Source organism: Exiguobacterium sp. s6, assembly GCF_018618155.1.
Lineage (GTDB): Bacteria > Bacillota > Bacilli > Exiguobacteriales > Exiguobacteriaceae > Exiguobacterium > Exiguobacterium mexicanum_A.
The window spans coordinates 957,334-974,890 of sequence record NZ_JACSLN010000001.1 but is presented as its reverse complement, the minus strand read 5'-3'; the positions used below and the strand labels follow the sequence as shown (position 1 = coordinate 974,890).

Genomic DNA, 17,557 nt, shown 5'->3' with positions numbered 1-17,557 from the left:
TGCTTTCTAAATTTCCAATACGTTCAATCATATAACGAATTTGTCGATTACATAAGGGCCAAAAATGAAAAGTGCCGTGATGGCGGCCCCGATGGCGGCAACGAGCACTGATCCGGCTGCGACGTCTTTCGCTTGCTTCGCTAACGGTTTAATGTCTTTCGTGACGAGGTCGACCGTGCGCTCGACCGCCGTGTTCATCAGCTCGAGAGCGATGACGAGTACGACCCAACCGAACAGAATCAAGTTCTCGAGTTTCGTCGTTGGGAGCCACCAGGCAAATACGACGACGAGCAGGCTCGATGCGAGATGAATCAGCATGTTGCGTTCGGTCCGCACTGCGTGCACGATACCGTGCACGGCGAACCAGAACGGTTTCACACTTCGCCTCGTTTCAGCTCGAAGTGAGCAAGCACTTGTTCTTGGCGCGCCGTCATTTCCGCTTCTTCCTCAGGCGTCATGTGATCATAGCCGAGGAGATGTAAGAAGCCATGAATGGCCAAAAATCCGAGTTCTCGTTCGAATGAGTGGCCATAGTCGGCCGCCTGTTCGCGGCAACGCTCGACCGAGATGAGTAAATCGCCAAGGAGACGAGGCTCGTCTTCATCGAGCATGAAATCCATCTCTTCTTCGCCCATCTCGTCAAAAGCAAAACTGATCACGTCGGTCGGCGCATCTTTCCCGCGCCATTCCCGATTGATTGCTTGAATCTCGTCGTTCGTCAAAAAGGTGACCGACAGTTCGCTCGGTTCTTCAATGTCCTCTTCGAGCGCTGCGTGCATCAAAATAGATTCGACGAGCTCGACTTGAGCATCGGTCAACAACCCGTGCTCATCGTTCGAAATGATTTGCATGTAATTCGCCTTCTTTCTTCAGTTCTGGGTACTCGATCCGTTCATGGAACAAGCCGGTCAACGTCTCACACGCGCTCTCCCCGACCCGCCATACTTCTTTCGTCGTCAACTCGCAGTCTTCGAACTGTCCGTCTTGCAACTTGTCACGGATGATCGCGCTGACAAGCTGCCGGATCCGTTCTGGTGTCGGCTGCTTCTGTGACCTTACCGCCGCCTCAATCGAATCGACGATCATGACGACCGCCGCCTCGCGCGTCTGCGGTTTCGGTCCCGGGTAACGGAAGCGCGACTCAGTGACATCTCGTGTCTCTTTCGCTTTCACATAAAAGAACTTCAACAATGACGTGCCGTGATGTTGCTCGGCGATATCGATGATTTCTTTCGGTAGCTTGTAGCGGCGCAACAGATCAGCACCGTCATACGGATGGGCCATGATGATGTCGGCCGATTCTTCCGGCGTGAGCCGGTCGTGCGGGTTGACGCCGCTCTGTTGGTTCTCGATGAAGTGGAGCGGCCGCTCGGTCTTCCCAAGATCATGGTAATAACTAGCGACCCGGGCGAGCAATCCGTCGGCTCCGATCGCCTCACAAGCCGATTCAGCCAGATTGGCGACCATCATGCTGTGATGATACGTACCCGGTGCCTCCATCAATAATTTCCGCAACAGCGGGTGCGTCGGGCTCATCAATTCGATTAAGCGACCCGATGACAAGACGCCGAACCACGGCTCGAGAAACGGCAGGAATCCGAACGTGAGCACGATTGATAACAGGGCACTCGTAATCGCGAAGCCTGACAGATACGCGACCATCTCCCATGTCACTACCGTGTTACGCAGGAACAAGAGCGCGAGCACCATAATGATGTTGATGATGCCGAGCAAGACACCTGACAAGAATAACCGTTTCCGCTGAATCTTCGGTTCGACGAGGAAGACAGCCAGGAAACTACCGGTCGCAAAATAGACGACCGTCATGAAGCTCGTGTTTTGCCCGAAACTCGCCACGATCGATCCGGCGATCATCGTAATGAGTGCCGAGGCGAGCGCGACCCGTTCATCGACGAGGATACGTAGCAAGAGGACAACGAACGCCGTCGGTGCGAGCACGTATGCGTACGTCGTAAACTCGATGCCGATATAGCCGACCCCGAAAAAGATGCCGAGTTGAAGCAGTAACAACCCGTACACGGTAATCAAAATTTTAGGACGAAGCAACAACTGTTGAATCTTCGACCGGATCAACATGAACAGAAATCCGGTCGTCAACAGTCCGCTCAGTAAGTAAGCCCCGAACAGCGGTGCGAACGAACGGTTCGGGTCGATCGCACCGGTCAATTCGAGCTTCCGATAAATCTCACGTGTCACGACCTCGCCTTGATTGACGAGCAATTGTCCTTCTTGGATAATGACCGGCTCGACCGCGTCGAGCGCCTGCTGTTCTTTCTCGCGCGTCGCCTCAGAGTCGAACACGTAGTTCGGGACGATCAATTGATCGCTCAGGCTGTTGGCGATGGCCCGGAACTCGAGTGAGAGCGGGGATTGGTCGACGAGCGTCTCGGCCCGGTCTCTCGCTTCTGAGATCGACTGTGAGCTCGTCTCGATGCGGTTGCCCATTACTTCTTGGAGCGCCGTCACGGTGACGTCTTCGACCGTTCGACGCGTGTTCTCACTCGCCTCGAGCAACAGATTCAACTCATCGTCACCGAGAAAGCCATTCACTTCGGTCGAGTTCAACCGGTTCTTAATATCCGAGAGTTCGGTCTCTTCTCCCGTCTCCTCGAACGCCGCGAACAATTGCTCGACTTTGGCGATTTGTTGATCGGCAAACTCGCGTCGGAGCGAAAATTGACTACCGACGCCATTGACGGCTTCTTGTTGCAACCGTTCCGTCGCCGTTCGGTCCTCGACCGTGATGGGCGAGCGGATATCCTGTTCGGCAATCCCGAGCGGTTCGACGCTAATAATCGATGGGCGCACCGTAAAATAGAGAATCGCGCCTAGAATGAGAAAAAAGAGGACGGAGATTGTCGCGACCGTCCAATGACGTGCTTGCTGCATCAGTGCCCCCCCTTTTTGTTATGTGAGTTCGGTACTATAGGCGTTAATAATTTTCTTGACGAGCGGATGTCGAACGACATCGGACGACGTGAAGTGTTCGAAATGAATCCCTTCGACTCGCTCGAGCAGGTGTAACGCCTCTTGAAGACCTGACGCCTTCCCTTTAGGTAAATCCACTTGCGTCAAGTCGCCGGTGACGACCATTTTCGACCCGAAACCGAGTCGCGTCAAGAACATTTTCATCTGCTCTTTCGTCGTGTTCTGCGCCTCATCTAAAATGACGAACGCATCTTCAAGCGTGCGTCCTCGCATATAGGCGAGCGGGGCGACTTCGATTGTGCCACGTTCGAGCAACCGATTCGTCTGCTCGACGCCATAGACGTCAAACAAGGCGTCATAGAGCGGACGTAAGTATGGATCGACTTTCTCTTTCAAGTCGCCTGGCAAGAAACCCAAGTTTTCCCCTGCTTCGACGGCTGGACGCGTCAAAATAATCCGTTTGACTTGTCCTTCTTTCAATGCCCGTGCTGCCAAAACGACGGCCAGATAGGTCTTTCCGGTCCCGGCCGGCCCGATTCCGAAGACAAGATCTCGTTTTTCAATGGCACGAACGTAGCGGCTTTGTCCGACTGTTTTCGCCCGGATTGGTTTGCCTTTGTTCGTCGTGAAGACGACCCGCTCATAATGCTCGAGCAGTTCATCGCCTTTGCCGACCTTGATATGTTGAATCACGCTGATGGCATCACTCTCGTTCAAGCGAGCCCCTTTTTTGACAAGCTGTTGTAGCGTCTTGATGACGGTTTTCGTCAATTCAAGTGTGTCAGCAGTATCGGCCTGAATGATCAATTCTTCTCCACGAGGAGTGAGTGCGACCGCGAGTTCTGCCTCGATAGCGTGAAAGACCTCGTCTTTCGGCCCGAGGAGTGCCTGTGCTTCGTTCGCATGTTCCATGACGAACGGTATCTTATCAGTCATAATCAATGGTTGTTTCTCCTCCCCATCAGTAGATTGTTCCTTCTTTACTTTAGCACTATCAAGCCGTTCGTGAAAGAAAGACCGTCCGTTTCGGCCACAAAAAGAAGCAGTGACTCGATGTCACTGCTTCAGGCTTAGCGACGGCGTTTCGACACCGGCGGCTGCAAAATTTCACTCCAAACGACAGCTTGCCGAACTTGCTTCATCGACATGCGCGGTTGCGGTTGCGGCCGAGACTCGGTCGCCTCCGAAATCGGCGGAATCTTGACTGTCTGTTCGAACTGCGCACTCACGTGCGGTAATTCTTCCCGCCGGCGCGACGGCTGAGACTCTCTTGATTCAGCCGGGGCAGCGACACGACGACGCAGTTTTTGCGGCGTCGGTTTTTCCTTGCCATCGCGTGGCTCGTCAAATGTCGCCTCGACTTCTTTCATCATGTCACCGACCGTATCGAGATAGCGTTTCAAATCCGTACTCGGCGGCCGTTCTCCAGTAGAAGATGATTTCTCCATCCGCTTCATGACCGCCGAAGCGATCCCGAATGCGGCGAGGAGTAGTACCCAAAGTCCATCCATCCCGATCACTCTTTGTCAGATTCGACTGGGTGACCGATCGCTTTACGCATTTCTGTATCGGCTTGGACGTTCAAGTAGTTGACGTAGTCCATGACACCGAGCTTGCCGTGGCGAAGCGCATCTGCCATCGCAAGCGGGACTTCAGCCTCGGCCGCGACAACTTTCGCGCGCATCTCTTCGACTGATGACTTCATCTCTTGCTCACGGGCGATCGCCATCGCGCGGCGTTCTTCCGCTTTCGCTTGCGCGATTTTCTTATCAGCCTCGGCTTGGTCTGTCTGAAGGACCGCTCCGATGTTTTTACCGATATCAATGTCGGCGATATCGATGGACAAGATTTCAAACGCGGTCCCTGAATCAAGACCTTTCGTCAATACGGTACGTGAAATCATATCCGGATTTTCCAAAACGTGTTTATGGTTGTGTTGCGAACCGATCGTCGAGACGACCCCTTCACCGACACGGGCGATAATTGTCTCTTCTCCGGCACCCCCGACAAGACGGTCGATGTTGGCACGAACCGTGATCCGGGCTTTCGCTTTCACTTCAATCCCGTCCATGGCCACACCGGCGATGAACGGCGTTTCGATGACTTTCGGGTTGACGGACATTTGAACAGCCTCTAACACGTTTCGGCCGGCAAGGTCGATTGCTGCGGCACGTTCAAACGACAATTCGATATCGGCACGGTGGGCCGCAATCAAGGCGTTGACGACACGGTCAACGTTACCCCCAGCCAAGAAATGACTCTCGAGCTGGTTCGTGTTTAAGCCAATACCGGCTTTGACCGCTTTGATGAGCGGGTTGACGATTTTCGATGGGACGACGCGACGGAGTCGCATCCCGATCAATGTGAAAATCGAGACGTGGACGCCAGCGGCGAACGAGCTGATCCACAGCCCGACCGGGACGAACGTGAAGAATACGGCGAGCGCAATCAAACCTCCACCTGAGATGAGTAACGTGGTCAATAGTTCTGGTGTCATTCTGTTACATCCTCCTTCGGCTCTATAAAGCTACGGACGACAACGCGCCCTGAATCGACTTTATACACCTGAATTTTCGTTTGCGAATCGAGATAGCTACCTTCTGTCACGACATCAATCCGTTCTCCGTCAATCTCAGCGGTACCCGCCGGGCGCAGCGGCGTCAATGTGACCCCGACTTTCCCGAGCAACCGTTTGCGGTCATCGTGAGACAGATACCCTTTGTCTGATGACGTCGAATCGGTCAAAATCAACCCTTTATACATGAGCGAACGATTGGACTGCAGGCGACGATATGCCCAAAATCCGAGTCCAGCGACGATGGCCGTGGCTAACCCGAGCGACAACCATAGTTGCCCGATCGTGGCGCCCGCCATAATCAAACTGGCGACGACCGCCCCGATCCCTAGCACGCCAAACAATCCAAAACCGGCAACGAACACTTCAATTCCTAGAAGGACGATCCCGACAAAAAACACCGTCAGAATCACTCCGAGACCAAATGTCATCGTATTGCAACCCCCTTCCGAGTTCACAAGCTACCTCTTATCTCTAGTGTATACGAAACAAGTTTGCTTGTGGTTTCAGAATACGCAAAAAAAGACAGAAACTTTCGGTTTGACCCAAAAGCTCCTGTCTCTTTCATTAATTCGTCAATTGTTGTTTGACAATGCGGTTCACAAGACCACCGTCTGCCTTGCCTTTAACTTGAGGCATGACGACGCCCATCACCTTACCCATATCTGACGGGCCTGTGGCATTCGTTTGAGCAATAGCTGCTTTCACGATCGCCGTGACTTCATCTTCAGAAAGTTGTTCAGGCATATAGGCCTCTAGTACGACAATCTCGTCAGCTACTTTAGATGCAAGGTCTTCACGACCAGCGCTTTCGAATTCTCGGAGGGAGTCTCTGCGCTGTTTCATCTCTCGGTTGAGCACCGTGAGTTCCTCTTCCTCAGTAAGATCTTGTCGACCAAATTTGATGGCCTCATTTTGGAGCGACGCTTTGACCATCCGGATCGTCGTAAGACGATCTTTCTGTTTTGCGCGCATGGCTTGCTTCATGTCGTCCGTCAAGCGTTCTTGAAGACTCATGAGCTAACACCCTCTCTACAAATGAAACTGAAATTAGAATTTCTTACGCTTACGCGCAGCTTCTGATTTCAATTTGCGTTTTACGCTTGGCTTTTCGTAGTGACGACGTTTGCGAACTTCGGCAAGAGTGCCATCTTTCGAAACACCGCGTTTGAAACGACGAAGAGCGTCTTCAAGCGATTCGTTTTTACGGACACGAGTTTCCACTAGTTTTCCCTCCCTCCGAATTACACGACTAAGGAAACGTGTTTCACACGTCATAACATATTATAGTGAAAGTAAGTCGTGCGGTCAACCACTAGTTATTAATAGTCGCTATCTGAACGTCCGCCTGTGACGATGGCGATTCCAGCTGATGCGCCGATGCGCGTCGCGCCGGCATCGATCATCGCTTGTGCGCCTTCGAAATCACGTACGCCGCCTGAAGCTTTGACGCCGAGATCTGGTCCGACCGTCTCACGCATGAGGCGGATATCTTCTACCGTCGCGCCGCCTGTTGAGAAGCCAGTCGACGTTTTCACGAAGTCTGCGCCTGCTTTGACTGAAAGTTCAGCCGCTTTTTTAATTTCTTCTTTTGTAAGGAGGCACGTCTCGAAGATGACTTTGACGAGCGTTCCGTTTGCCGCTTCGACGACAGCGCGGATGTCGCGTTCGACGAGGTCGAAGTCGCCGTCTTTCATGGCGCCGATGTTGATGACCATGTCAATTTCATCTGCACCGTTGGCAATCGCGTCTTTTGTTTCGAACGCTTTCACTTCTGGCGTGTTGGCTCCGAGCGGGAAACCGATGACCGTACATACTTTGACGTCGTCATCTGATTTGAGTTGTTCCGCCGCGTACTTCACCCATGTCGGGTTGACACAGACGCTTGCGAATTTGTATTCGAGCGCCTCGGCACAAAGTTTCGTGACTTGATCTTTCGTTGTTTCTGCCTTCAAGGCTGTGTGGTCGATATAACGTGCTAATTCCATCGTAAAATTCCTCCTCTGATGTATCGGTCTGACATATAGGTCTGACATCTAACATATTATCATGTTTTCTTGAAATGTAACAGCTTTCAATTCAGACGAGTTGACGACGTTTTCGTGTCTGGATCCAGCTGTTCCAACTAAAGAAGAAAATCGCAATCCAGATGCACGTGAACGCAAAAACGTGATAACCCGTGAACGGCTCATTATAGAGGATGACCCCGATCGCGAGACTGAGCGTCGGTGCGATGAATTGAAGAAACCCGACAAGCGTGAACGGGATATGTTGCGCCCCGTACCCGAACAAAAGAAGCGGCAACGCCGTCATCACGCCTGTCCCGATCAAGGCGACCCAAATGACCGGTTCGGTCGTCATCGTCAATCCGCCCTGTGACGTCTGCCAACCTAAGAAAATGATAGCGACCGGCACGACCGCGAGCGTCTCAATCCCGAGACTGACCGTCGAGGCAAGCGGTCGGCGTTTCTTCACCATGCCGTAAAATCCGAACGTACTGGCCAGAATGAAGGCGATCCACGGGAACGACCCATACCCGAACGTCAAAACGAGCACACCGATCGCCGCCACCGTCACCGCGAGCCATTGGACTCGGTTTAATGATTCCCGAAAAACAAGCACACCTAACACCATGCTGACGAGCGGATTGATGTAATAGCCGAGTGACGCCTCGATGATATAGCCGTGATTGACCGCCCATATGTACACGAACCAGTTGGCGCTGACGATGAAGCCGTTCAACATAAAGGCGTTCCGCGTCGCCCGGTGCCGGAGCGCATAGTTGAACTCAGTCCACTGCTTCGTCCATTTCAAGACGAGTAAGATGAAGAGAAACGACCAGACGATCCGATGGGCCAAGATTTGACCGCTCGGTATCTCCTGTAAAAACTTCCAATAAATCGGTAGGACGCCCCACATGACGTAGGCTCCGACCGTCGGCATGACGCCTTTGTTCACTTCGTTCACCCGCTCTCGTAATCAATTATCGTCAGTGTAGTCGATGCGATTAGGACATTCAAGCGAATTCTTTCGCCATGCACACGACAAAAGAGGTGCGCTCGCAAGCGCACCTCGCATCACTATGAATGTTAGTTCGGAATCGTCGCCACGGTCGCGAGCGCTTGCTCCAAATCTTCAATCAAATCTTGTACATCTTCGAGACCGACGGAGATGCGGACGAGCCCGTCCGTAATGCCGAGCTCGAGACGACGTTCCGCCGGGATTGACGCATGGGTCATCCGGGCCGGGACGCTAATCAAGCTCTCGACCGCGCCGAGACTCTCGGCGAGCGTGAAGTATTTCGTCTTCGCGACGACGAGTTCGGCCGCCTCGGCTGAACCGACATCGAAGGCGATCATTCCACCGAAGCCGCGTGCCTGCGACAAGTGGACCCGCTTCGCTTCTTCGCTGCCGACACTCGGATGTAGGACACGGCTCACCGCCTCGTGCTTCGTCAAGTAGTCGACGAGCGCGAGCGCGTTTGACTCGATCGCTTCCATGCGGACCGCGAGCGTCTTGATGCCACGGACGACAAGGAAGCTGTCTTGCGGTCCGAGTACCGCGCCGACTGAATTTTGAAGGAATGCGAGACGCTCTCCGAGTTCTTCCGTCCGAGCGACGACGAGACCGGCGACGACGTCGCTGTGGCCACCCAAATATTTCGTGGCGCTATGAAGCACATAATCGGCCCCGAATTCGATCGGATTTTGGAAGTACGGGGTCATGAACGTGTTGTCGACGACGAACAAGACGTCCGCCTCGTCAGCGATGGCGCGAATCAGGCGCATGTCGGTCACGTTCAACAGCGGGTTCGTCGGTGTCTCGACGTAAATCATTTTTGTGTTCGGTTGGAGCGCTTCACGGACCGCTTGCGTATCGGCCGTATCGACAAAAGATGCCTCCAAGCCAAGTGATTGAAATACTCGATTGAATACACGGTACGTTCCCCCATATACGTCAGAACCGACGATGACGTGGTCCCCTGATTTCATTAACATTAAAATCGTCGAGATGGCTGCCATCCCAGAGCCGAACGCGAATCCGAGGGCACCGCCCTCGATATCGGCGATGAGCGTCTCGAGTGCCGTTCGCGTCGGGTTGGCCGTCCGCGAATACTCATATCCGTCCCGGAGATTGCCGATGCCGTCTTGCTTGTATGTGCTCGTCTGATAAATCGGTGGTGTGACGGCTCCTGTCAGGGGATCCGTCGTTTTACCGCCATGAATGAGTGCTGTTTTTGTACGCATATTCTGCCTCCTTGACTATTCCTTGACTTAAATAACGTTCGACACTGTCCGGTAAAATCGTGACGATAACACCTTCCGTCATCTTCGCCGCTTCTTGAACACATGCCGCGATGGCCGCTCCGGATGAACTTCCGACGAGCAAGCCTTCTTGTTTAGCGAGATGAGCGACATAATAGAACGCCTCTTCGTCCGTAATCGTGTAAATCCCGTCGACGAGGTCGTGCGGCAAGAATGCCGGCCACGCCTCGACCCCAATTCCTTCTGTCTTATGGGGGCCAGGAGCTCCCCCGTTCAAAATCGACCCTTCCGGCTCGACGACGATCGCCTTCGTCCCGTTCGGCCGCAACTTGCTCGCGACACCGGTGAACGTGCCGCCTGAGCCGGCCCCGGCGACGAACACATCGATGTGGGGAAGGTCGGCCTGAAGCTCGAGTGCGAGCGTGTCGACGTACGCGTCCGGGTTATCCGGGTTCGAGAACTGTTCCGGCACATAGGCGTCATATTCGATGGCGAGCTCTTTCGCCCGCGCGATGGCGCCTTTCATCCCGAGTTCGGTCGGCGTGTTGACGACGGTCGCCCCGAGTAGCGCCATGAGCGCCTGCTTCTCTTGACTGAACTTTTCCGGCGTGACGGTCATCAACTTGATGCCGTGACGTTGACAGGCGAGCGCGAGCCCGATTCCGGTGTTCCCGGCCGTCGGTTCGACGACCGTTCCCCCGCGTTCAAGTTGTCCACGTTCAAGCGCCCGTTCAATCAATTGCAGACCGAGACGATCCTTGACGCTACCACCCGGATTCATCATCTCGAGCTTGCCGTATACTTTCACACCCGCAGGTACCGGCAACGTCCGCAATTCGAGAAGCGGCGTCTCCCCAATCAATTCATAGACGCTTTGGACAATCATTTACGCTTCGTCCTTGAAGATGATGTGCCACTCGTCACGCTTGGCAAGCATATCGGCCGCAAGCTTCTTCGCGCCTTCGAAATCGTGATGGTTCGCGCTCCCGCATTGAATCGGGTTTTGTGCCGGCAACTCCGTCGCATTTGCTGCGTCGCGGAGTGTCGCTTCGACGAGGTCGAGCATCGCTTCGTAATCCCCATCGTTCAACATCGTCCAATAGAAGCCTGTCTGGCAACCCATCGGCGAGACGTCGATAATTTGATTCGAATGGCTACGGCTGTTCTCGGCGATCAAATGCTCGAGCGAGTGGACGGCCCGCATTGGCATGAGCCCTTCGTTCGGTTGAATGAAACGGATATCATATTTATAAATCGTATCGGCCGTCCCTTTCTTCACTCCGGCTAAACGGACGTAAGGCGCTTGTACTTTTGTATGGTCTAAATTGAAGCTCTCGACTTTATAACTTTTCATGATTGAGTTCCTCCTGTTTGTTTCGTGGCCACGACGAGCCAGACGAATTTATTTTTTTGCGTAAGGGTGACCGTGTAGCCGTTTGCTTCGAGCATCGCTTGAATCGTCTGGGTATACGGATAAAACTCTCGATTCAAATCTTCGAGTAAATCGGTATAGCCGTTCGCTTCGGCCCAGTCCAAGATGTCCCGTTTCGCTGTTTGCGAGGCGAACATCGTATCAAGCAAAACGAAACGCGGGGCGTCAAGGTGTTCGACGTAACTTCGAATCGCCGTCCGTTTCTCGTCATCCGTCAAATGATGGAACGCATACGACGACACGATCGTATCGACGGACTTGTCAGTCGGATAGTTGAGAAAATCACCATCGACGATATCGAGCTGTAACTTTTCGGCCGCGACGGCCCGCATCTCTGGCGACGGTTCGACAGGGATGAGGTCGTGCCTCTCTAGAATTCTTGCGCTTAAGTTCCCAGTCCCAATCCCGAATTCCATCACTCGGCCTTCTAACTGGTCGACGACCTCGCCGATCATCGTCTCGTACCCCGCGAATACTTCGCGATATTGTTCGTCGTGTCCGGTCACGGCCGCGTCATATTCCGACGCCCACTCCTTAAAAATGTCCATGAACTGTAATCCCATTCTGTCACCCCATCATCTTTATTCCGACTATATCGATAAGTTTTATATGATTTATCTACTACAGACTGTATCAACTTACGCTAGAAATCTCAAGTAAATTGTCCATTTCGTTTTAGAGAATTCATTTTTTGAGACTTGGGGCCCTACACTGGAAAAAGACCTATATGCCAATCTGAGCACATAGGTCCAAAGTAATTGTCAGAATCTTTTAATTTGTTCAAATTCATTACCCTTCCGTTTAAAAAACAGGAGGATTTTTGGGTTTAAATCCGCTATCATTTTCCACAAATGGATTTATTTTTTCAAAAAACGATTGGAGGATACTAAATTGCCACAACCAAAATTTTATTTGAACGTCTCCCTCGCGACATGTCTCGCGTTGACCCCTGGCCTGCTCGGTCTCGGTGCCGAACCGGTCTTGGCCAAACCGTCCGTCAAACAAAGCGTGAACACGACGGACAAACACGAGAAGTTACGTGTCGTCGTCGAACTCGTCGGTGCCCCGGCGATCGATCAAGCAAAAAAGAAAGGCAAGAAATTCAATGAATTGACGAAGACCGAGAAAGATGGCGCCCAAAAGGTCGTCAAAGCCGAACAAAAGAAAGCGAAAGCGGCCATCTCGAAAAAAGGCGTTAAAGCCGTGACGCTTGAAGAGTTCACAACCGTCTTCAACGGGTTCAGTACGATGCTCACAGCGACAGATGTCAAAAAAGTCGAGGCGTTACCTGAAGTTGCGCACGTCCACGTCGTCAATGAGTACGAACGTCCAGAAGTCAAACCGGATATGGTCACGAGCAACGGCATGGTCCAATCGCAACAGACGTGGGGCGACTATGGCTTCACGGGCGAAGGCACGATCGTCGCCGTCATCGATACAGGCGTCGACGCCGACCACCGCGACTTCCGTCTCACCGATGATTCGAAGGCTGAGTTATCTCAAACAGAAGTCGAGACGGCCGTCAGCACGTTCGGCATGCCTGGAGCTTACATAAACGAGAAAGTCCCATACGCTTATAACTATTATGATGAGAACGATGATATCCGTGACGATTCACCTGGCGCCTCGATGCACGGCATGCACGTCTCCGGTACCGTCGCCGCCAACGGTGATGAAGCCGCGGGTGGATTGAAAGGCGTTGCCCCTGAGGCACAAGTGCTCGGGCTCAAAGTATTCAGTAACGACCCGAACTACGCTTCGACATATGGCGATATTTACATTAAAGCCATCGATGACGCCATCAAACTCGGGGCGGACGTCATCAACATGAGTCTCGGATCAACGGCCGGATTCGTCGACGCCGACTCACCGGAACAACAAGCCGTCCAACGTGCCGTCGACAACGGTGTCTTCATGTCCATTTCAGCAGGGAACTCGGCCTACTTCGGGAACGGTTATGACCTTCCATACGCCAACAACCCGGACACGGGCGTCGTCGGTGCCCCGAGTGTCAGCTCGGCATCGACATCGGTCGCATCGCTTGAGAACGATCAAATCCAATTGGACGCGTTCTCCATCAAGTCAGGCGACAACACCGATAAAATCGGTTGGAAAAAACAAGACGGTCCCGCCTTTACACAAGGAGACTATGAACTCGTTTACGTCGGCGACGGGCAACCGAGCCAGTACGTCGGAAAAGATGTCAAAGGGAAAATCGTCCTCGCCGTCCGTGACGGTAGTTACTTCTATTCGAACATTCAGCAGACGGCCGAAGCGAACGGCGCGGCCGGTGTCATCGTCCGCGGTGCTGTCGGTCATGGCGACTACGTGAGCATGGCCTTGTCAAACCCGCAAGTCCCGATGGCCTCGCTCAGCATCAAAGACGGAAACGCCTTGCAACAACGTCTCCTTGCGGGCGAACAGATGACGATCGGCTTTGCCGGCGATCGACTCAGCGTCGTCAACGGTGCGGCCGGTCAGCTCTCGAACTTCACATCATGGGGCATGACGCCAAACCTTGACTTCAAACCAGAGATTTCGGCACCAGGCGGACAGATCTTCTCGACGTTGAACGATAACCAGTACGGCTTGATGAGCGGTACATCGATGGCTGCGCCACACGTTGCCGGTGGAGCCGCCCTCGTCCTCGAACGCGTTGACCGCGACTTCAACTTGACAGGCACGGCACGTGTCACGATGGCGAAGAACTTGCTTATCAACACGTCGAAAGCTGTCACGGATATCGGACCGCTCAACAAACAGTTGCAACAAAACCTTCCGTACACGCCACGTCGTGGTGGAGCAGGTCTCATGCAATTGCATGCTGCCGTTTCGACACCAGCGATCGCGTACGAGAAGAAAACGAAAGAAGCAAAAGTCGCGCTCAAGGAATTGAACCGCAGCAAAGCCACGTTCACACTCGTCGTCGAGAACTTGTCGGATAAGGCCGTGTCGTATAACGTGTCTTCGTCACTCCAGACCGACCTCGCCATCGAACAGACGGCTGGACTCGTTCAGAACGCGATGGAAGCACAAGCACTCGAGAATGCAAAAGTGACGGTGAATGGCAAAAAAGTTCGCACGGTCAAAGTGAAACCAAATCAAAAAGTTGAATTGAAAATCGCGCTCGACGTCTCGAAAGCGAAAGTGCTCAATCCGAAAACGCTCGACGGCCTCGTACCGGCGAAAGACGTCTTCGAGAACGGTTACTTCGTCGATGGATTCGTCCGCTTGACGGACGTCAACGGTCCTGAGGGCAACCCGTCACTCGTCGTGCCGTTCGTCGGTTTCGAAGGAGACTGGGGCAAGGCACCGATCTTCGATGCCTCCATCTATGAAGACGGCTCGTTCTATGAAGTATCAGGCATGGTCGACCAGACAGGAAACTATCTCGGTTCGAACCTCGACAAGTCTGTCGATGCCGACGCGATCGCCTTCTCCCCAGACAAAGATGGCTCAAAAGATGTCGCTGTACCGGTGTTCTCGTTGCTCCGTAACGCCAAAGACGTCAAGTACCGCATCGTCGACGAGTCAGGGAACGTCGTCCGGACGCTGTTCCAAGACGAAGAACTTCGTAAGAACTACTTTGACGGTGGTGCCAACACGCCTTACTACTACTCGGCCGCTTACACGTGGGATGGTCAGTTGAACGGAAAACCAGCTCCTGCCGGTAAGTACTTCTACGAAATCGAAGGAAGCATCGACTACATGAAGAAACAAGCCCAGACGCTTCGCTTCCCGGTCAAAGTCGATTACACGGACCCGACGTTCACGACGAAATGGCAAGGGGACAGCTTGGCCGTCCAAGCGAAAGATGAGTTCTCAGGCATTCATTCGGTCGAATATTTCTTGAACGGAAAATCCGTCGCCAAACAGGCTGACGGAAAAGCGGCTTACACGTTCGCAGGCGTCAGTGACGCCGATCAAGTCAGCGTTCGCGTCGTCGATCACGCCGGCAACAGCACAACGAAGACGGTCGTCTACTCGACAGACGCCGATAAGCCTGGCGTGTTCGTGAACGCCCCGCTCGCTTTGACGCCATACGCGACATCGGACATCCCGGTATCTGGAACGATTCAAGATGCATCTGCGATCCAATCGTTCCAAGTTGACGGCGTTGACATGCCACTCACGTGGGATGATGCGAAGAAAGAACACGTCTTCAACACGACTCGCAGTTTCGGGGACGGCGTCCATAAATTACGCTTCGTCGCCGAAGACGCGGCCGGCAACGTGACCAACTTCCAACGTGCGATTTTCGTGGACACGACACCAGCCGTCATCGAAATCGGTAAACTGCCGAAGAAAATCGGTAAAAAACAATCGACGGTCAACGTCGACGTGACCGTGAAAGACAACTTTGATGAAGTGAAGCTTCTCGTCAACGGTGACTTGAAATTCAGCCAAACGCTGAAGGCTCCGTATGAGATGCGTTCGTTCACTAAAACCGAGCGAATCGCGTTACCTGTGACAACAGGTGAGAACACGTTCACGTTCGAGACGACTGACCTCGCCGGAAACGTGACGACGAAGACGATCACACTCGTCAAAAAATAAGTGGAAGGGCTCGCGTCTTGGATGCGAGCCCTTTATCTTTCCACAAAAAATGGCTCTCGCATGTGCGAGAGCCATTTGTGTGGTGTATCAATTCAATTCAAGGGCGTAGGAAATAGCTGAGAGCGCATAGAGCGGAGCCGTTTCCGAACGCAAGATACGCGGACCGAAGGCACAAGGTACGGCACCCGCCTCGATCCAACCGGCCACTTCCGCTTCATCGAAGCCGCCTTCTGGACCAACGAGAAGCAGGAGCTTCGAGCCCGGTCGAGCGGCTGTCAATACCGTCGCAAACGCGGAACCTTCTCCGTGTTTGGCCACCTCTTCGTACGCGAGAACGACCGCATCATATGCATTGAAACGAGCCGTTAGCTCTTTTGGGGTGAGATAAGCACATGTCGGGACGACGGCGCGGTACGACTGTTCGGCCGCCTCCTGCATGATTTTTTGGAGCCGTTCCAGCTTTTTCGGCACCTTCTTGGCGTCCCATTTGGCGACCGAGCGCTTCGACTCGAACACCAACAGATGATGCATACCGAGCTCGGTCCCTTTTTGGGCAACGAGTTCGACTTTATCCCCTTTCGGGATCGCGTAGGCGAGCGTCACGTCAACCGGCAGTTCGGTCGTCGCTTCCCGCTTCTCGACGACGCGTGCCGTACCGGACTTCTTATCGAGCGTCACCACTTCGGCCACGTATTCAAATCCGGTTCCGTCCAAGAGCACGAGTTGATACCCAGGACCTCCCCGAAGCACTGTGCCGATGTGATGCACGACGTCGGCCGGCAATTCGACGAGATCGCTTCCAAACGCTTCACGTTGTAAAAAATATCGTTGCATGGCTTACCCTTTCTTCGCGATGATGGCGACCCAATCTTCCATGACACGCGTCTCTTCAATCGTGAATCCGGCCGCTTCGAGCGCAGCTGTCACTTCGGCCCGCTTCTGACCGATGATTCCAGACGTGATGAAGTAACCGCCTGATTTGACGCGCGCATAAGCATCATCGATGAAGAGCATGATGACGTCGGCCAAAATGTTGGCGACGACGAGGTCGTACTCGCCCGTCATCCCTTTCAGCAGATCTCCCGTCTTCACGTCGACGACGTCTTGGGCATCGTTCGTCTCGACGTTTTGACGCGCCGATTCGACGGCGACCGCATCCAAATCAAGCGCCTCGACACGTTCGGCGCCAAGCTTCGCCGCGGCGATGGCGAGTACACCGGATCCGGTACCGACATCGATCAAGCGGTCACCCGGCTCGATATAATTCTCGATTGCTTGGATACACAGCATCGTCGTCGGATGTGTCCCGGTGCCAAACGCCATGCCCGGGTCAAGCAAGATGACGTTCTCTTCAGGTTGCGGCTCATAATCTTCCCAGAGCGGGACAATCGTGAGATGTTGCGAGATTTTGACGGGTTTATAGTATTGCTTCCACGAATGGGCCCAGTCCTCTTCGTCCATCTCGACGACCGTCACTTCGCCGGTGCCGATGTCGAGCATATGACGCAACCCGTCCACTTCTTTTTTGAACGCTTCGAGGGTGTCTTGGAAATCACCCGACGCCGGGACGTACGCTTTCACGTAGACGCCGGACGTCGGATACGATTCGCGTCCGGAAACGTCCCAAATCTCTCCGAAATGGTCTTCGGCCATCATCTGGTCGTAGTCCTCGACGTCCTCGATGACGACCCCTTGTGCCCCCACTTCATGTAATAAGTTCGATACGGCTTCGACTGCCTGCTGTGTCGTGTGGACACAAATTTCAGACCATTTCATCGT

The 17,557-nt window shown here is 53.5% G+C and carries 18 protein-coding genes; 1 reads left to right on the top strand and 17 read right to left on the bottom strand.

The genetic code is table 11. From position 1 onward, the window contains the following. Window positions 1-27: 27 nt before the first annotated feature. The 15 genes from KNP75_RS05000 to KNP75_RS04930 all read right to left on the bottom strand — a co-directional run bounded on the left by KNP75_RS05000 (window position 28) and on the right by KNP75_RS04930 (window position 11,784). Complete coding sequence (locus tag KNP75_RS05000) at window positions 28-378, bottom strand: diacylglycerol kinase family protein (protein WP_034778113.1); 351 nt, start codon at window positions 376-378, stop codon at window positions 28-30. Continuing rightward, entirely contained in the window at window positions 375-851 is a 477-nt protein-coding gene (gene ybeY, locus KNP75_RS04995) for an rRNA maturation RNase YbeY (RefSeq protein WP_034778115.1), read from the bottom strand. The genes KNP75_RS05000 and ybeY overlap by 4 nt, the downstream gene beginning before the upstream one ends. Then, on the bottom strand, window positions 829-2,910 hold the full coding sequence (locus tag KNP75_RS04990; RefSeq protein WP_034778117.1) for an HD family phosphohydrolase: 2,082 nt from the start codon (window positions 2,908-2,910) through the stop codon (window positions 829-831). The genes ybeY and KNP75_RS04990 overlap by 23 nt, the downstream gene beginning before the upstream one ends. Window positions 2,911-2,928: 18 nt before the next feature. Continuing rightward, the gene (locus KNP75_RS04985) at window positions 2,929-3,885 is read right to left on the bottom strand and encodes a PhoH family protein (protein WP_034779973.1); all 957 of its coding nucleotides are present in this window, start codon (window positions 3,883-3,885) and stop codon (window positions 2,929-2,931) included. A gap of 134 nt (window positions 3,886-4,019) precedes the next feature. Continuing rightward, window positions 4,020-4,460, bottom strand: coding sequence for a hypothetical protein (locus KNP75_RS04980; protein ID WP_034778119.1), 441 nt, complete (start codon window positions 4,458-4,460; stop codon window positions 4,020-4,022). A gap of 5 nt (window positions 4,461-4,465) precedes the next feature. Next, window positions 4,466-5,446 carry a flotillin-like protein FloA gene (floA, locus tag KNP75_RS04975; RefSeq protein ID WP_034778121.1) on the bottom strand — a complete coding sequence of 327 codons (981 nt, stop codon included), beginning with the start codon at window positions 5,444-5,446 and terminating at the stop codon, window positions 4,466-4,468. Next, the gene (locus KNP75_RS04970; RefSeq protein ID WP_034778122.1) at window positions 5,443-5,955 is read right to left on the bottom strand and encodes an NfeD family protein; all 513 of its coding nucleotides are present in this window, start codon (window positions 5,953-5,955) and stop codon (window positions 5,443-5,445) included. Before KNP75_RS04970 ends, floA begins: the two co-directional genes overlap by 4 nt. A 136-nt stretch (window positions 5,956-6,091) precedes the next feature. After that, on the bottom strand, window positions 6,092-6,541 hold the full coding sequence (locus KNP75_RS04965; protein WP_021065683.1) for a GatB/YqeY domain-containing protein: 450 nt from the start codon (window positions 6,539-6,541) through the stop codon (window positions 6,092-6,094). Window positions 6,542-6,574: 33 nt separating this feature from the next. Beyond that, window positions 6,575-6,769: a 30S ribosomal protein S21 gene (gene rpsU / locus KNP75_RS04960; RefSeq protein WP_029334745.1), complete on the bottom strand. Its 195-nt coding sequence runs from the start codon at window positions 6,767-6,769 to the stop codon at window positions 6,575-6,577. Window positions 6,770-6,846: 77 nt separating this feature from the next. Next, window positions 6,847-7,512, bottom strand: a complete 666-nt coding sequence (deoC, locus tag KNP75_RS04955) for a deoxyribose-phosphate aldolase (RefSeq protein WP_029595219.1) — start codon at window positions 7,510-7,512, stop codon at window positions 6,847-6,849. A 91-nt stretch (window positions 7,513-7,603) separates the two neighbouring features. Further along, complete coding sequence (gene rarD, locus KNP75_RS04950) at window positions 7,604-8,491, bottom strand: EamA family transporter RarD (RefSeq protein WP_215189974.1); 888 nt, start codon at window positions 8,489-8,491, stop codon at window positions 7,604-7,606. A 122-nt stretch (window positions 8,492-8,613) separates the two neighbouring features. Continuing rightward, on the bottom strand, window positions 8,614-9,771 hold the full coding sequence (locus KNP75_RS04945; RefSeq protein WP_215189973.1) for a bifunctional cystathionine gamma-lyase/homocysteine desulfhydrase: 1,158 nt from the start codon (window positions 9,769-9,771) through the stop codon (window positions 8,614-8,616). Further along, the gene (locus tag KNP75_RS04940; RefSeq protein WP_215189972.1) at window positions 9,737-10,675 is read right to left on the bottom strand and encodes a PLP-dependent cysteine synthase family protein; all 939 of its coding nucleotides are present in this window, start codon (window positions 10,673-10,675) and stop codon (window positions 9,737-9,739) included. The genes KNP75_RS04945 and KNP75_RS04940 overlap by 35 nt, the downstream gene beginning before the upstream one ends. After that, window positions 10,676-11,143: an S-ribosylhomocysteine lyase gene (locus KNP75_RS04935; RefSeq protein ID WP_021065678.1), complete on the bottom strand. Its 468-nt coding sequence runs from the start codon at window positions 11,141-11,143 to the stop codon at window positions 10,676-10,678. Further along, complete coding sequence (locus KNP75_RS04930; RefSeq protein WP_215189971.1) at window positions 11,140-11,784, bottom strand: class I SAM-dependent methyltransferase; 645 nt, start codon at window positions 11,782-11,784, stop codon at window positions 11,140-11,142. The genes KNP75_RS04935 and KNP75_RS04930 overlap by 4 nt, the downstream gene beginning before the upstream one ends. 328 nt (window positions 11,785-12,112) lie before the next feature. Here KNP75_RS04930 and KNP75_RS04925 point away from each other — a divergent pair, with 328 nt between their 5' ends. Beyond that, on the top strand, window positions 12,113-15,778 hold the full coding sequence (locus tag KNP75_RS04925; protein WP_215189970.1) for a S8 family serine peptidase: 3,666 nt from the start codon (window positions 12,113-12,115) through the stop codon (window positions 15,776-15,778). Between the two features lie 87 nt (window positions 15,779-15,865). Here the strand turns inward: KNP75_RS04925 and KNP75_RS04920 are convergent, their stop codons facing one another. Together KNP75_RS04920 and prmA are read right to left on the bottom strand one after the other, a co-directional pair. Then, window positions 15,866-16,612 carry a 16S rRNA (uracil(1498)-N(3))-methyltransferase gene (locus KNP75_RS04920; RefSeq protein WP_214823133.1) on the bottom strand — a complete coding sequence of 249 codons (747 nt, stop codon included), beginning with the start codon at window positions 16,610-16,612 and terminating at the stop codon, window positions 15,866-15,868. Between the two features lie 3 nt (window positions 16,613-16,615). Continuing rightward, the gene (gene prmA / locus KNP75_RS04915; protein WP_215189969.1) at window positions 16,616-17,554 is read right to left on the bottom strand and encodes a 50S ribosomal protein L11 methyltransferase; all 939 of its coding nucleotides are present in this window, start codon (window positions 17,552-17,554) and stop codon (window positions 16,616-16,618) included. Window positions 17,555-17,557 lie beyond the last annotated feature (3 nt).

Bases quoted from the DNA above. Each gene is read 5' to 3' on its own strand.
- ybeY (WP_034778115.1), bottom strand. From the start codon at position 851: ATGCAAATCATTTCGAACGATGAGCACGGGTTGTTGACCGATGCTCAA.
- KNP75_RS04990 (WP_034778117.1), bottom strand. From the start codon at position 2,910: ATGCAGCAAGCACGTCATTGGACGGTCGCGACAATCTCCGTCCTCTTT.
- KNP75_RS04985 (WP_034779973.1), bottom strand. From the start codon at position 3,885: ATGACTGATAAGATACCGTTCGTCATGGAACATGCGAACGAAGCACAG.
- KNP75_RS04980 (WP_034778119.1), bottom strand. From the start codon at position 4,460: ATGGATGGACTTTGGGTACTACTCCTCGCCGCATTCGGGATCGCTTCG.
- floA (WP_034778121.1), bottom strand. From the start codon at position 5,446: ATGACACCAGAACTATTGACCACGTTACTCATCTCAGGTGGAGGTTTG.
- KNP75_RS04970 (WP_034778122.1), bottom strand. From the start codon at position 5,955: ATGACATTTGGTCTCGGAGTGATTCTGACGGTGTTTTTTGTCGGGATC.
- KNP75_RS04965 (WP_021065683.1), bottom strand. From the start codon at position 6,541: ATGAGTCTTCAAGAACGCTTGACGGACGACATGAAGCAAGCCATGCGC.
- deoC (WP_029595219.1), bottom strand. From the start codon at position 7,512: ATGGAATTAGCACGTTATATCGACCACACAGCCTTGAAGGCAGAAACA.
- KNP75_RS04945 (WP_215189973.1), bottom strand. From the start codon at position 9,771: ATGCGTACAAAAACAGCACTCATTCATGGCGGTAAAACGACGGATCCC.
- KNP75_RS04940 (WP_215189972.1), bottom strand. From the start codon at position 10,675: ATGATTGTCCAAAGCGTCTATGAATTGATTGGGGAGACGCCGCTTCTC.
- KNP75_RS04935 (WP_021065678.1), bottom strand. From the start codon at position 11,143: ATGAAAAGTTATAAAGTCGAGAGCTTCAATTTAGACCATACAAAAGTA.
- KNP75_RS04930 (WP_215189971.1), bottom strand. From the start codon at position 11,784: ATGGGATTACAGTTCATGGACATTTTTAAGGAGTGGGCGTCGGAATAT.
- KNP75_RS04920 (WP_214823133.1), bottom strand. From the start codon at position 16,612: ATGCAACGATATTTTTTACAACGTGAAGCGTTTGGAAGCGATCTCGTC.
- prmA (WP_215189969.1), bottom strand. From the start codon at position 17,554: ATGAAATGGTCTGAAATTTGTGTCCACACGACACAGCAGGCAGTCGAA.